Annotated in this window: 17 protein-coding genes; all 17 read left to right on the top strand. The window is 48.8% G+C overall.

What is annotated here, in order from left to right; all coding sequences use genetic code 11:
• Nucleotides 1-44 precede the first annotated feature (44 nt).
• The 17 genes from phoU to B0B12_RS11635 all read left to right on the top strand — a co-directional run bounded on the left by phoU (nt 45) and on the right by B0B12_RS11635 (nt 13359).
• On the top strand, nt 45-722 hold the full coding sequence (gene phoU / locus B0B12_RS11715) for a phosphate signaling complex protein PhoU (RefSeq protein WP_076669083.1): 678 nt from the start codon (nt 45-47) through the stop codon (nt 720-722).
• 270 nt (nt 723-992) lie between these two features.
• Nucleotides 993-1634 carry a heme exporter protein CcmB gene (locus B0B12_RS11710; protein ID WP_076670305.1) on the top strand — a complete coding sequence of 214 codons (642 nt, stop codon included), beginning with the start codon at nt 993-995 and terminating at the stop codon, nt 1632-1634.
• A gap of 183 nt (nt 1635-1817) precedes the next feature.
• Nucleotides 1818-2483 (top strand): cytochrome c biogenesis protein CcsA, encoded by a 666-nt coding sequence (gene ccsA, locus B0B12_RS11705; RefSeq protein ID WP_076669081.1) that lies wholly within the window; start codon nt 1818-1820, stop codon nt 2481-2483.
• Nucleotides 2470-2745, top strand: coding sequence for a CcmD family protein (locus tag B0B12_RS11700; RefSeq protein ID WP_342039368.1), 276 nt, complete (start codon nt 2470-2472; stop codon nt 2743-2745). The genes ccsA (B0B12_RS11705) and B0B12_RS11700 overlap by 14 nt, the downstream gene beginning before the upstream one ends.
• Nucleotides 2746-2851: 106 nt before the next feature.
• Complete coding sequence (locus B0B12_RS11695) at nt 2852-3277, top strand: cytochrome c maturation protein CcmE domain-containing protein (RefSeq protein ID WP_076669079.1); 426 nt, start codon at nt 2852-2854, stop codon at nt 3275-3277.
• A gap of 89 nt (nt 3278-3366) precedes the next feature.
• Nucleotides 3367-5964 carry a cytochrome c biogenesis protein CcsA gene (gene ccsA, locus B0B12_RS11690; RefSeq protein ID WP_076669077.1) on the top strand — a complete coding sequence of 866 codons (2598 nt, stop codon included), beginning with the start codon at nt 3367-3369 and terminating at the stop codon, nt 5962-5964.
• A gap of 74 nt (nt 5965-6038) precedes the next feature.
• A complete protein-coding gene (locus tag B0B12_RS11685) occupies nt 6039-6956 on the top strand; it encodes an O-fucosyltransferase family protein (protein ID WP_076669075.1) in 918 nt (305 codons plus the stop codon).
• Entirely contained in the window at nt 6953-8173 is a 1221-nt protein-coding gene (locus B0B12_RS11680) for a glycosyltransferase (RefSeq protein WP_076669073.1), read from the top strand. Before B0B12_RS11685 ends, B0B12_RS11680 begins: the two co-directional genes overlap by 4 nt.
• A complete protein-coding gene (locus tag B0B12_RS11675) occupies nt 8170-8949 on the top strand; it encodes a Rossmann-like and DUF2520 domain-containing protein (RefSeq protein WP_076669071.1) in 780 nt (259 codons plus the stop codon). Before B0B12_RS11680 ends, B0B12_RS11675 begins: the two co-directional genes overlap by 4 nt.
• A 134-nt stretch (nt 8950-9083) precedes the next feature.
• Entirely contained in the window at nt 9084-9413 is a 330-nt protein-coding gene (locus B0B12_RS11670; protein WP_076669069.1) for a 2Fe-2S iron-sulfur cluster-binding protein, read from the top strand.
• 66 nt (nt 9414-9479) lie between these two features.
• Nucleotides 9480-9722: a Fe-S cluster assembly protein IscX gene (iscX, locus tag B0B12_RS11665; RefSeq protein WP_076669067.1), complete on the top strand. Its 243-nt coding sequence runs from the start codon at nt 9480-9482 to the stop codon at nt 9720-9722.
• A 93-nt stretch (nt 9723-9815) separates the two neighbouring features.
• The gene (locus B0B12_RS11660) at nt 9816-10313 is read left to right on the top strand and encodes a KdsC family phosphatase (protein WP_076669065.1); all 498 of its coding nucleotides are present in this window, start codon (nt 9816-9818) and stop codon (nt 10311-10313) included.
• Between the two features lie 117 nt (nt 10314-10430).
• The gene (locus B0B12_RS11655) at nt 10431-10625 is read left to right on the top strand and encodes a cold-shock protein (RefSeq protein WP_076669063.1); all 195 of its coding nucleotides are present in this window, start codon (nt 10431-10433) and stop codon (nt 10623-10625) included.
• 118 nt (nt 10626-10743) lie between these two features.
• Nucleotides 10744-11589, top strand: a complete 846-nt coding sequence (locus B0B12_RS11650; RefSeq protein ID WP_076669061.1) for a geranylgeranylglycerol-phosphate geranylgeranyltransferase — start codon at nt 10744-10746, stop codon at nt 11587-11589.
• 254 nt (nt 11590-11843) lie between these two features.
• Nucleotides 11844-12287 (top strand): Fur family transcriptional regulator, encoded by a 444-nt coding sequence (locus tag B0B12_RS11645; RefSeq protein WP_076669059.1) that lies wholly within the window; start codon nt 11844-11846, stop codon nt 12285-12287.
• A gap of 55 nt (nt 12288-12342) precedes the next feature.
• Nucleotides 12343-12843, top strand: a complete 501-nt coding sequence (locus tag B0B12_RS11640) for a PaaI family thioesterase (RefSeq protein WP_076669057.1) — start codon at nt 12343-12345, stop codon at nt 12841-12843.
• 99 nt (nt 12844-12942) lie between these two features.
• Nucleotides 12943-13359 carry a hypothetical protein gene (locus B0B12_RS11635; RefSeq protein WP_076669055.1) on the top strand — a complete coding sequence of 139 codons (417 nt, stop codon included), beginning with the start codon at nt 12943-12945 and terminating at the stop codon, nt 13357-13359.
• Nucleotide 13360: the final 1 nt, after the last annotated feature.

Below are 13360 nucleotides of genomic sequence, written 5' to 3'. Positions count from 1 at the left end.
ATTCACGTATAGAAATTTAGTCTCACTCAAACAAAGACATACGAATGCTACACATTGATGAAGAAATAAGCCGGCTGCGGGAGAAACTACTGGAGATGTGGGACCTGGTTGACCACCAGCTCGCCAGCGGACGCGACGCCGTGATGAACGCTGACTCCGAACTGGCCGACCGCATTATCAAACTTGAGCGCAAGGTCAACAACTACGACATCAAAATAGACCGGATGTGCGAAAACTTCCTTGCCCTGTACACGCCGGTGGCAGTAGATTTACGCGCTGCGCTCTCCCTTCTTAAAATAAACACGAACTTGGAGCGAATCGGCGACACGGCTGAAAGCATGGCCCACTTCGTTAAAAAAATGGAGCGCCCCTTCGACCCCGAATTGATAGAGCTCACCAATATGATGGTGATGTATGACCAGGCGATTGCCATGTTCCGCGATTGCCGCGTGGCCTTTGTGCAAGACGACCCGAAACTTGCCAAAGAAGTCATTAAGCTCGACAAGGCCCTCAACAAAATATACCGCAAGTCGGACGTGATTATTACCAAGTATCTGCAAGCCAACCCCGACCGCATACCAGAAGGACTGGCGATACTTTCTATCATCAAAAAGCTCGAACGTGCAGGCGACCAGGTAACCAACATGGCCGAGGAAATCATTTTCTACCGCGAGGCGAAGGTGGTGAAGCACAAAAGAAAGAAGAAAAAGAAGGATGAATAGATTGTTAAATTGTTGATGGTTTAATTGTGGGTTTGAGGAGGTTAAGTTTAACAGGTATAGCATGATTATAGGCGCAGGTTTTCGAACTTGCGCCTTTTTTATGCTGCCGGGTTTGAAACCCGACGGGCTCGGAGCACCCCGCCACTATGGAAGATCACCTTAGAAGCCTGGCTATACCTATACCTCCCACCGCCCCTTAGTAATTATACAATTTGTGTCGTACCTTTGCGCAAAATTACGACGGTGCTGTTCAAAGAAGTCATATACCTAATGCAAAAGGATTTTCTGCTGGAGTTGCGGCAGAAGTATGCCTTCAACGGCATGTTGCTTTATGTCAGCAGCACCGTATTCGTCTGCTACCTTAGCTTCGGGCTGCGCTCCAATGTCCTGCAGGTGCCTGTCTGGAATGCGCTTTTCTGGATCATCATGCTCTTCACGTCGGTTAACGCCATTGCCAAGAGCTTTATGCAGGAGAACCGCGGCCGGCTGCTCTATTTCTACTCCATCGTGAGTCCGCAGGGCATCATACTGGCCAAGATCCTTTACAACGCCTGCCTCATGCTGGTGCTGGCGCTCATCTGCTTCGTGTTCTACGCATTTGTGCTGGGCAATCCGGTAGAGGACATCCCGATGTTTTTGCTCAGCATTCTGCTAGGCGCCATCGGTTTTGCGACCTCGCTCACCATGATTTCAGGTATAGCCTCCAAGGCCGCCAACAGCAGCACCCTGATGGCCGTGCTCAGCTTCCCGGTGATCGTGCCGATGCTGCTCATGCTGATCAAAATGTCTAAAAACGCCATGGACGGACTGGAGCGGGCCGCCAGTCTCGACGAACTGCTGACTTTGCTTGCCATAAACATGATCGTTATCACTGTTTCTTATATTTTGTTCCCGTACCTTTGGCGTTCGTAAGGCATACCCCGGCACGCCAAGGTATAGCCGCCGGAAAATAAGGTATAACTAACTGATCCGGCCAAAATTAAGAGACAGTTTCAGCCCGGTTTTGCGACAATTTCAGCGGCAGAACTGTTAGAGATAAAAGTAGTATGAAGGCCTGCCCAAACGGGCTTCCATCAAAATAAGAGAAGAAGGAACATGAAAAAGAACTGGTGGAAAATACTGACCGTGCTGCTGCTGGTGTTTACCGTGGCAGTAGGTATGCTGTCGGATGTTCCCCGACTGGCCATCCTCAACGAAACCATCCGCAATCTGTACTTCCACGTGCCCATGTGGTTTGGCATGATCCTGATCCTGCTGGTGTCGGTGGTGTACTCCATTAAGTACTTGCGAAAACCCAGTGTCCGGAACGACGTGATTGCCCACGAATCTGCCAAGGTAGGGATACTTTTCGGCGTCCTGGGCATCGTGACAGGTATGGAGTGGGCTAAGTTTACGTGGGGCGAGTACTGGAGCAACGACCCGAAACAGAACGGTGCGGCCATTGGCCTGCTGATTTACTTCGCCTACCTGGTGCTGCGCAGCTCCTTTGCCGAGCAACAGCAACGCGCCCGCATCAGTGCGGTCTACAACATCTTCGCCTTTGCGGCCCTTATCCCATTGCTTTTCATACTGCCCCGCCTGACGGACTCGCTCCACCCGGGTAACGGCGGCAACCCCGGCTTTAACGCCTACGACCTCGACAGCAGCCTGCGTATGGTGTTCTACCCGGCCGTGCTGGGCTGGACGCTGCTGGGTGTCTGGATCATAAATGTGAAATCGAGACTTGAATTACTGAGACAACGCCTATATGAAAATGTTTAGAATACTGGCCATTTGCTGCTTTATGTTGGGCATGCTGCTGGCCGTTGAACCAGCCATGGCCCAGGACCAGATGGTGGAGTTCTCGTCGGCTCCGCAGCAGAACATCGAAATGGCTGATGCCCTGCGCCAGGATGGCAAGATCTACGTGGTGGTGGCCGTGCTGCTCACCGTGCTGGCAGGTGTGCTGTTCTACCTCATTGCCCTCGACCGCAAGGTGGGCCGACTGGAAAAGCAGCTGAAAGACGAGTATGTAAATCGCTAGGTCTTTTTTTAGCAAAAAATGACGAATATCCCTATCTGCGATGGATTTAAAAGCCTCTGTCGTGTGTTAGGCTATCAGAATAGGAGAATCTATACCTCGGATTAAGATGAAAAAATCACACATCATCGGTATTTTAATTATCGCCATGGCCATCGGCATCATCATGACCACAGCTGGCGACGCGAGCACCTATGTTTCGTTTGGTGAGGCTATTGAACTGGCGGAGGATGGCAAGACTACGAAGGTACACGTGGTAGGCCGCCTTAAGAAAGACGATCAGGGACATATCGTGGGCATGCACTATGAACCGATGAAGGACCCGAACTACTTTTCCTTCACGCTGGTGGACACCAACCGTTACGAGCAGCGTGTGGTCTACTTCAACCCTAAGCCGCAGGACTTTGAGCGCTCCGAGCAGGTTGTGATTACAGGCAACATGCAGAACGACGTTTTCGTGGCCGACAAGATCCTCCTCAAGTGTCCGTCCAAATACACGGAGAACGAAATTCAAACCAACACTGCAGGTATATAAATTTAGTTAAAAGTTAAAGTGAAGAGTTAAAAGTCTTTTTATACCTCTTCAACTCTTAACTCATAACTCTCAACTCTTAACTATATAAGATGATTAATACGCTGATTGGAGACTTTGGCCATGCTAGTGTGATTGTAGCTTTCGTAGCGGCCATCGTAGCCTCCTATGCTTATTTTATGGCCGCGCGCCAAAAAACGGAAGAAAGTGGCGATACTAGCTGGCGCAAACTGGCCCGCATATCCTTTTATGTGCACAGTGCAGCGGTTATAGCCATTATTTTCTGCCTTTTCAACATTATTTACGAGCACCGCTACGAGTACTACTATGCCTGGAGTCACTCGTCGAATCACCTGCCGGTGCATTACATGATCTCCTGTTTTTGGGAAGGTCAGGAGGGGTCGTTCCTGCTTTGGATGTTCTGGCACGTGGCCCTGGGCCTGGTGCTGATGAACGCCGGCAAGAAGAACAAGCAGTGGGAAGCACCTGTGATGGCCATCTTCTCTTTCGTACAGATATTCATCTCTTCCATGATCCTGGGCGTGGTGATCGGCGACTTTAAGCTTGGTTCTTCTCCTTTTATTCTGATGCGCGATTTCATGGCCGACGCCCCTGTGTTTGCCATGGACCCTAACTTTAGGCCAGCTGACGGTACCGGCCTGAACCCGCTGTTGCAGAACTATTGGATGGTGATTCACCCGCCAACTCTGTTCCTGGGCTACGCCGCCGCACTTGTTCCGTTTGCGTTTGCGATTGCCGGTCTTTGGAAAGGCAAGTTCAGTGAGTGGATTCGCCCTGCCCTGCCTTGGACACACTTTGCTGCCGTATCACTTGGTATTGGTATCATGATGGGTGCTTACTGGGCCTATGAAACGCTGAACTTCGGTGGCTACTGGAACTGGGACCCGGTGGAGAACGCGGTATACATTCCGTGGCTTGTGCTGGTGGGCGGTATTCATACCATGATCGCTTACCGTCGAAGCAAGCAGGGCCTGCGCGCTTCGTTTATCCTGGTAATCACATCCTTTATCCTGATCCTGTACGCGACTTTCCTGACACGAAGCGGTATTCTGGGCAACGCCTCAGTTCACTCCTTCACTGACTTAGGTCTGTCAGGCCAGCTGTTCACTTATATGATGGCTTTCACGGTGCTGTCCATTGCGCTGCTTGTGTACAACTGGAAAAAAATTCCGACAACGGAGAAAGAACTTTCAACTTACAGTGCTGAGTTCTGGGTGTTTATTGGCTCCGCTGTGCTTTGTCTGGCCGCTTTCCAGGTGCTCGTAACGACCTCTATACCTGTATACAACTCTTTCCTTGGTTTCTTCGGCATCGACTCAAACGCTGCTTTGCCTGCCGACCAAGTAGAGCACTATACCAAGTTCCAGCTGTGGGCGGGTGTTGCCATCGCCATCCTGACAGGGGTAGGTCAGCTATTGTGGTGGAAAAAAGCGAACAAGAAGAGCTTTAAAGATGCCATCACCATGCCGATCATGCTTACCCTGCTGTTCTCCAGTCTGGTAATCATCCTCTCCAATAAGTTCGATATCTTCACGTTCAAGCTGGATAATCCGGTATACATCCTGCTGTTTGTGGTGTCGCTGTTCGCGGTATTCGCCAACTTCAGCATTATACTTGGCCTGCTGCAGAAGAAAGTAACGCTGTCAGGTGGTGCTGTGGCCCACATCGGTATAGCACTGATGCTGATTGGTATCCTCTTCTCTTCAGGTTACTCCAACATCATCTCGCAAAACAACTCAGGTCTCCTTTACTCACGTGAGTTCCCGGACGAAATTAACCGTGACAACGTGCTGCTGTGGCGCAACACACCTGTGCAGATGGATCGCTTCAAAGTGAGCTACCACGGTCAGTTCCAGGAAGTGGAAGGCGTGCCAGGCTACGTGAACAAAGAGCTTCTTTACCAGACTGATGACCTGTACAAGGCCATCGCCCGTGGCAGAATAGAAGCAAAAGGCAAGGTGTATTTCGAGACCGGTGACACGCTGGACCTGATCTCTCCAGAGAACACGTACTACGAAGTGAGCTACGAAAGCGACAAGGAAAACTTTGTGCTCTATCCAAGAGCCCAGGTAAACCCGAACATGGGCCTCCTCGCCTCCCCGGACATCAAGCACTTCGCTGACAAGGACCTTTATACCCACGTTTCCACAGTACCTGACCCGAACGAAGAAAAGGACTGGGGCGAACTGCAGGAGTACGAGCTCTCAGCCGGTGATACGATTGTGATCAACGACTACATTGCCGTGTTCAACGGTATTGAGCAAATAGACCAGGTGCCTGGCGTAAAGCTGGTAGAAGGTGACGTAGCGGTGCAAGCTGCCATGAAGATCATGGGCGAGCGCAAAAACTACCACGCCCACCCTGTCCTGATGATCAAAGACCAGATGATGGGCCGCGTACCGGAAGTGATTGAAGACTTAGGCATTCGCATCACGTTCCTCAACATCGACACAGAAAATCACCGCTTCAAAATCGGCGTGAACGTGACGCAGAAGGACTACATCATCCTGAAAGCAATGGAGAAGCCCTTCGTGAACATCCTCTGGATCGGCACGATCATCATGTCCATCGGCTTTGTCATGGCCATTATGCGCCGCAACAAAGAAGGCGGTTCTGGCGAAGGGAAAGCACCGAAGGTAAAAGCGGAACGCAAGGCACAAGTAGCGTAAACTGCTGAATTGTGTTAGATTTGTAAGGCAGGCCTTTGAAAGGCCTGCCTTATTTGTTATAAGTAAATTTCAACATGTCAAAAAAGAAAATTTATCTCAAACCTGTAGCAGGGCTCTGCAATAGAATACGTGCCATAGATTCTGCTTTACAAATAGCAGATTCTTTAAACAAAGACTTGGTGGTGTTTTGGGGTAGAGACAGATTCTTAAATTGCCGTTACTCAGATTTATTTGAGCCAAGCAGTAACTTTAGGGTAATTGAAGAAAAGAGGTTCTTAGGGTTAAAATTACTTTATCCTTATTTACCTGGCTCCAAACCTCATACTCCTGTTCGCAAAAAAATATATACATTAACATCATTAATTTTAGGAATTAAGCATGAAATATGGTTTGAAGAAATTTATGATGCTTTAGAACCCATTTCAGATATCTCTCCCAAAAATTTTAGTACTATTTATGATTACGAGGAAAAGTCTTATGAATTATTGAAGCCTTTCAAAGAAAGGATGCAAACTGAAAAAAACTGCTTTATCTGTACCTCCTGGCGATTTTCATCTGAACAAAATTATGTTAGGAATTTCATTCCAATAAAGCATTTACAAAATATTATTAACTCTGTTACACAGCAATTTAGCAATACAATTGGAGTACATATTCGTCGAACCGATCATACTGAAGCTATTAAGTACAGCAGTACAGAGCATTTTATTAAAAGGATGCTGGAGGAACTAAAAACAAAACCAACAGTTAACTTCTTTCTTGCAACTGACTGTGCAGAGACAGAAGCTTTAGTAAAAGACCTGTTTCCTGGAAAGGTAATAACCAGCCAAAAAAGAACTTTGGACAGAAACTCAACGGAAGGTATACAGGACTCTTTGGTTGACCTTTACTGTTTATCTAAAACCCAGAAGGTTCTAGGTTCTTATAACAGTTCATTTTCTCAAGTTTCAGCTCAGTTAGGCTGTGTACCTGAATATACTATTTATCGATGAACGTATTTGTCATTCCTTCTTGGTATCCCAGCAAAGATAACCCACACACAGGAATTTTCAACAAAGAGCAGTCTCTCGCTGTGGCTGAGTTATACCCTGAATCGAATTTCGCTATAAGCACGTGGGGAACGCATGAAAATGATTTACTATTGCTGGGCAAAGATCATTTAAAAAACATCTCAAAACTTTTTAAATACCCTTTGAAGAAGGCTACTACACAAAAGTTGGGGAGAAATATTACAGAATATTATACCCCTGCTTTTACTTGGACGAGAAAGTTTCTTCGAGGCAATATCAACAACATTATTAAAGTGAATGTAAAACACTTTCAAAAATTCCAAGAAGAAGTCGGTAAGGTCGATATTATCCACGCACACAGCGCTCACCCAGGCGGTTGGGTAGCTATGATGCTAGCTGAAAAGTTCGCTGTCCCTTATACTATTACTGAGCATATGGCACCTTTCCCATTTCGTTCATTTTTGAAAGCTAATGGTACTTTAAATCAATACTTAGCCAAGCCATTTCATTATTCAGCAGCAAATATCGTAGTTAGTCCACAGCAGAAAGAGACATTAACACAATGGGACATACCAAGGCTTAAGCTTATTCCAAACTTAACCGATGAGAGCGTCTTCCAACCTAAGCATATACCTAAAACAGACCAAAGGTTTACGTTCTTTACATTAGCTGTTTTGGAAGATAGAAAAGGGATAAAATTTCTGCTTGAAGCATTCAAACGTATACATGAGCAATATAAAAACACACGCTTGATAATCGGAGGCGATGGGCCGCAGCGTCAGGAGTACCAATCATTGGCTTCAAGTTTATCTATCACAGAGCATGTTCAATGGCTGGGTACTTTAAACCGACAACAGGCTGCAGAGCAACTCCAGAATTGTGATGCATTTGTATTACCTAGTTTTCATGAAAATCTACCACTTGTCTTATTAGAAGCCTCAGCATGCGGTAAACCTTTAATTGGCACTTATTGTGGGGGCTCTGAAAGTATTATACACGACAAGAATGGGTTGGTGGTAGAACCAGGTAACACAGATGCACTATTTGGAGCCATGGAAGATTTGTATCTGAATTATGAGCGGTACAATGCTAAAGAAATAAGAGCCAATTTTATGAGTAAATACTCCAGATCTGTGGTATGCAAGCAAATCATGGACCTGTACCAGCAAGTTATCACCCAACACACTCCCTCCCCATGAAAATAACCCTCATCGGTTCCGGGAATGTAGCTTGGCACTTAGGAAAGGCGTTGAACCAAGCGGGGCATAAGATAGTGGCTTTATACAGCCCGACTGCCGCGCACCGGGAAGAACTGGCAGCGGAACTGTCGCCAGCCAAGGCGGTTGACTCTCTTGATTTGCGAACTACTGGCGCTGAGCTATTTGTAATTGCTGTGCCGGATGCGGCCATTGCCTCGGTCGTGGCGACAGTAAGAGTTCCAGCAGGGTCTATTGTAGTGCACACCTCGGGATCGCAGCCGCTGGCAGCTTTACAAGGTATAACTGGTGCCCGGACGGGTGTGTTCTACCCGCTGCAGACCTTCTCCAAATCGAAACCTATTGATTTCAGCACGATACCCATTTTACTGGAAGCCGAAGACGAACACACCTTTCAGACATTGCAGGAAGTGGCTGGCACTATTTCAAAGGAAGTACACCTAGTGGACTCTCGCAAAAGAAAGCAGCTGCACCTGGCGGCTGTGTTTGCCTGCAACTTCACCAACCACCTGCTGGGTATAAGCCGACAGCTGCTCCAACAGGCAGACCTGCCCAATACGCTCCTACAGCCGCTTATTCAGGAGACGGTTGCCAAGGCACTACAGAGTCATCCTTTCCAAGTGCAGACAGGACCTGCTGTGCGCCATGATCAGAATGTGATCGAGGAACACCTGAAGCTGCTGCAGGACCAGCCGTTCTACCAACAGGTATACCAGTTGCTCACGCGGAGCATACAGGCGCAGCACCCGAAAAAGTAGGTCTCATCTGCAGTCACCCTTCGCATAAAGCAACCTATTCATCCTCCTTTTGTTATATTCAGCAAAGGTATAAAGCGCCCGGCTTTGAATCGGGGGGCATGTTTCATAACTTTGCACCGTAAATAGCAAGAGACATGAAAATTGTAAATATAACTTTCAAATTCGCTGACGGCTCACCCGATCAGGTTCTCCCGGCTGTGGAGGGCGAATCGGTGCTGGACGTGGCGCTTAACAACGACATTAAGCTGCAGCACAACTGCGGCGGCGTGTGCGGCTGCAGTACCTGCCACGTGTACGTGGAGTCAGGTATGGACGACCTGCCGGAGATCTCGGACAAAGAAGAAGACTACATTGACCGCGCCGTTGACCCGCGCATCAACTCCCGCCTGGGCTGCCAGTGCGTTGTGCAGGGCAACGAGGATGTCGTTGTAACGATACCGCCACAGGACTTCCTGGGTCATTAATCCGGACTGCCACCCAAGCAATGCTGATTAACCGATAACTGAACATCCACAATAACTGATAGACACATGGATAAGAATTATGAACCGCCGATTCACTGGAATGACTATGAAGACATAGCCATGGCCCTGTACGAAAAATTCGGCGATGATTTCAACGAGTCAAAGATTTACCGCGTGCGCTTTACTGAGCTGCTGGACTGGGTACTGACGCTGCCTAACTTTGTTGGTAAGCGCGAGGAATCCAATGAGGGACACCTGGAGCAGATACAGGCGGCCTGGGTATACGAGTGGCGCGACAACCAGGACTAAGCTTACATTCAGTCCTGAAAAATTCGTAATATTAAATTAAATATATATTTTTAAAGGTCCTTTCACTCGAAAGGACCTTTTTCTTTTATAACTATGTCGATTACTCAACCTGACCTTACACGCATCAATACCTTCGTTTTTGATGTGGATGGCGTACTGACAGACGGCTCGCTCTACGTGTTTGCCGACGGCGAAAAAGTGCGTGCCTTCAACATAAAAGATGGCTTTGCCATCAAACACGCCATACGCCAAGGATATAACGTGGCCATCATCACTGCTAAAAATGAACCGGGCGTGCGCGTGCGCCTGGAGGAGCTTGAGATCGAGGATATGTTTCTAGGCGTAGAGGACAAAGTGGAGGAACTGGAGAACTACCTTTACATGCGGGGAATCCACCCGGCTACGGTAGCCTACATGGGCGACGACATGCCAGACCAGGAAGCCATGCAGCGTTGCGGCCTGCGGGCCTGCCCTGCCGATGCGGCAGATGACATCCGGGAGATTTGCACCTTCATTTCAACTAAGGACGGAGGCAAGGGCGCTGTGCGTGAACTGATTGAGAAAATCATGAAAGTGCAGGACACTTGGTAAGCGCGTTATACTATTCTCAAAACAAATAGCAAATTTCTTTTACATAAAAATTTGCATATATATAATTATTTTTTAATCTTACAGTCAATTTATTTTAAAATTATTTATTTTCATTTTATGAAGACAGGAAAAGTAAAGTTTTTTATTGAATCTAAAGGCTTCGGCTTCATCACAGAAGACGAAACAAATGAGGATTTCTTTGTGCACGTAACAGGCCTGAACGGCTTGCAGATTCAGCAGCACGACAGAGTAGCTTTCGATACCCAGGAAGGCAAAAAAGGAATCAACGCGGTGAACGTACAGCGTCTCTAACAGCTCTACACCGACATGAAAAACCCCTTCCGGCAAGGGGTTTTTTTATGCCCTTTGTTGGCGGTGCCACGCACTGGCCTTAACTTTACAAGCGCTATACCTGCTACGTTACATCGCCTTGAAAGAATTTCTGTCGCTTATCCGCTTCCCCAACCTGCTGCTCATCGTGCTCAGCCAGGCGCTGGTGCAGGCTAGTTTGCTGAGCGCGGGCATCGACCTGGCAGGTATAGCCACGCCCGGGTTTCTGGTGCTCACGCTCTCTACGGTGTGCATCGCGGCGGCGGGCTACATCATCAACGATTATTACGATGTCAAGATCGACGCCATCAACAAACCGGACCGGGTGGTGGTGGGCAGGAGCATCCGGCGCAGGCCAGCCTTGTTCACGCACATGGTGCTTTCGTTTGCAGGTATAGCGCTCGGCTTTGCCTTGTCTATACCTGTAGGCCTGATCAATGTGGGTGCTGTTTTGCTGCTGTGGGGCTACTCGGCCACGCTGAAAAAGATGCCGTTGGCCGGCAACGTGGTCATTGCGCTGCTGTCAGCCTCCATGCTGCTGGTGGTGGCCGTTTATGCCGGCAAACTCAATAACATTACCATCAGCTACGCGGTGTTTGCCTTTTTGATTTCGCTTATCCGGGAGATCGTCAAGGACATGGAAGATGTGCGGGGCGACGCTTCTTTCGACTGCCGCACCCTCCCGATTGTGCTGGGTATACGGCGCGCCAAGTATGTGCTATACCCTATTATCGCGCTCTTCCAGGCTTTCCTGCTAGTGGTCATCTTCCACCCCGTCACAGGTATAGGCTTTGACATGTACATGCTGCTGCTGGTGTTGATTCCAAGCATCTGGATGACGGTAAAACTGGTGCGCGCCGACCGCAAACGCGACTTCACCTACCTCAGCAACCTGGGCAAGCTCATCATGCTGACCGGCATTCTGTCCATGCTGCTGATCAATTAACAGACTCTTCAGGTATAGAATAAGCCGTTCGCTAGACGCGACTCGTATTTCGCGTTCTATAACAAGCCACGCTATACCTGCTTCTGCCGACCTTCTTTTTAACCCACCATTTTATACCTGTATTTTACAATATAAAGAAGCATAATACGGAGAACGCCAAGGGGTTAGGTCTTGCATTTTCCATGTGCATTTTGTTAATTACACAGTCCGTTCGCTCACACGACGAACGACCGTACCCGAACCTACCTAACAATATGAACAAACTTCACCCTTTACTCGAGGCCTACGGGCTTCGGAAGACGAGGTGCCGTGTAGAGGTGCTTCGATTGTTTCTTGAGCACCGCCACGCGTTGGCACATGCTGCCATAGAGCAGCAACTCGGTCCGCAGTTCGACCGGGTCACGCTGTACCGCACCCTGCATGCCTTTGAGAAGCACGGGCTGCTGCACAGCATCCCCAGCACCGACGGCATTACGCGCTATGCCCTTTGCCGGCAAGCCTGCAACAAACACCGGCACCAGCACGATCACATACACTTCAGCTGCACTGCCTGCGGGCATACCTATTGCCTGAACGAGGTTTACGTGCCCACGCTACGTCTGCCGGAGGGCTATGAGGTGAAGGAGTTCCGGTTTTGTGTGCAGGGCGTATGCGACAAATGCGTTGTGCAGCCGGTCAGGCAACTGGCGCATGCGTAGGTGCTATACCTGATAGTTCTTGATCCGTTAGCCAAACCTGTATCTAACCTTCGTTATGCCCGCACCTGCCTCAACTGCCGACCAGTTCCGGAAACTAGCCGCATCGCCTTATAAGCTCCGGCTCTTTATGCTGTCCAGGCTGCCGATGGCCTACCTGGCCGGCTTACGTGTGCGATCCATTTCGGAAGAGCGTGCGGAGGTGACGATTCCCTACAAGTACTTCAACAAGAACCCGTTCTACTCCATCTATTTTGCCAGCCTAAGCATGGCGGCCGAGCTCTCGACGGGTTTGCTGTGCATGGCGCAGACCTATAAATCTGATCCGGGCGTATCGATGCTTGTGGTGCACATGGAGGGCGACTTCACCAAAAAGGCAGTGGGAAAAATAACCTTTACCTGCGAAGACGGGCACCAGATCAAAGAAGCCGCCGACCAGACCAAAGCCACCGGCGAAGGCGTGACAGTGGTGGCCACCAGCACAGGTATAGACGAGGCGGGCGATAGAGTGGCGGAGTTTCGCTTCACCTGGTCGCTGAAAGCGAAACGGAAGGTATAGCTTGCTTATTTCCCCTCTGCCTGGCCGCTTTCATTTCATTTATAGGGAATTAATCTCTATTTTCAGAGGCACTAAAGCAAGCTTCTACCTATACCTTATATGGAGAGACTTTTACAACTAGAAAAAGGAGAGATCGTACTCAGCGACGATAAAATCACAATACGGGACAAGGCAAAACGGGAGCATCTTCGTTCCATCGTTTCATCAGCCGCTTGGGCACTATTCGGCATTGTCTCGGTGCTGCGGTACTTACAAACCGGCGATCAATTCCTGCTTTGGACCGGTCTGATTATTGGCGCAGGTCACTTAATAGGCTTGGCATACATTCTTTTGAGGACTACCAGAAGCGAAATTAGCCTGCAGGAGGTAGTAGCTGCTATCTTTAAAGAGCGAAACGGCAACCGCTTTCTGGATTTAAAGCTGAGCAGCGGAAAGAAAAGACGCATTAGCAGCGTAGCCCCCGCGACCGAGGAGCTTCGCGCTTTTTTTGCCGAAAAGCAGATCCAGGTAAAATAGC

Origin of the sequence: Pontibacter indicus (assembly GCF_900156345.1) — a bacterium.
Taxonomy (GTDB): domain Bacteria; phylum Bacteroidota; class Bacteroidia; order Cytophagales; family Hymenobacteraceae; genus Pontibacter; species Pontibacter indicus.
This window is presented reverse-complemented; position numbering and strand designations above follow the sequence as displayed.

What these genes read in the sequence shown, in the direction of transcription:
- phoU (WP_076669083.1), top strand. Translation starts at nt 45, where the DNA reads ATGCTACACATTGATGAAGAAATAAGCCGGCTGCGGGAGAAACTACTG.
- B0B12_RS11710 (WP_076670305.1), top strand. Translation starts at nt 993, where the DNA reads ATGCAAAAGGATTTTCTGCTGGAGTTGCGGCAGAAGTATGCCTTCAAC.
- ccsA (WP_076669081.1), top strand. Translation starts at nt 1,818, where the DNA reads ATGAAAAAGAACTGGTGGAAAATACTGACCGTGCTGCTGCTGGTGTTT.
- B0B12_RS11700 (WP_342039368.1), top strand. Translation starts at nt 2,470, where the DNA reads ATGAAAATGTTTAGAATACTGGCCATTTGCTGCTTTATGTTGGGCATG.
- B0B12_RS11695 (WP_076669079.1), top strand. Translation starts at nt 2,852, where the DNA reads ATGAAAAAATCACACATCATCGGTATTTTAATTATCGCCATGGCCATC.
- ccsA (WP_076669077.1), top strand. Translation starts at nt 3,367, where the DNA reads ATGATTAATACGCTGATTGGAGACTTTGGCCATGCTAGTGTGATTGTA.
- B0B12_RS11685 (WP_076669075.1), top strand. Translation starts at nt 6,039, where the DNA reads ATGTCAAAAAAGAAAATTTATCTCAAACCTGTAGCAGGGCTCTGCAAT.
- B0B12_RS11680 (WP_076669073.1), top strand. Translation starts at nt 6,953, where the DNA reads ATGAACGTATTTGTCATTCCTTCTTGGTATCCCAGCAAAGATAACCCA.
- B0B12_RS11675 (WP_076669071.1), top strand. Translation starts at nt 8,170, where the DNA reads ATGAAAATAACCCTCATCGGTTCCGGGAATGTAGCTTGGCACTTAGGA.
- B0B12_RS11670 (WP_076669069.1), top strand. Translation starts at nt 9,084, where the DNA reads ATGAAAATTGTAAATATAACTTTCAAATTCGCTGACGGCTCACCCGAT.
- iscX (WP_076669067.1), top strand. Translation starts at nt 9,480, where the DNA reads ATGGATAAGAATTATGAACCGCCGATTCACTGGAATGACTATGAAGAC.
- B0B12_RS11660 (WP_076669065.1), top strand. Translation starts at nt 9,816, where the DNA reads ATGTCGATTACTCAACCTGACCTTACACGCATCAATACCTTCGTTTTT.
- B0B12_RS11655 (WP_076669063.1), top strand. Translation starts at nt 10,431, where the DNA reads ATGAAGACAGGAAAAGTAAAGTTTTTTATTGAATCTAAAGGCTTCGGC.
- B0B12_RS11645 (WP_076669059.1), top strand. Translation starts at nt 11,844, where the DNA reads ATGAACAAACTTCACCCTTTACTCGAGGCCTACGGGCTTCGGAAGACG.
- B0B12_RS11640 (WP_076669057.1), top strand. Translation starts at nt 12,343, where the DNA reads ATGCCCGCACCTGCCTCAACTGCCGACCAGTTCCGGAAACTAGCCGCA.
- B0B12_RS11635 (WP_076669055.1), top strand. Translation starts at nt 12,943, where the DNA reads ATGGAGAGACTTTTACAACTAGAAAAAGGAGAGATCGTACTCAGCGAC.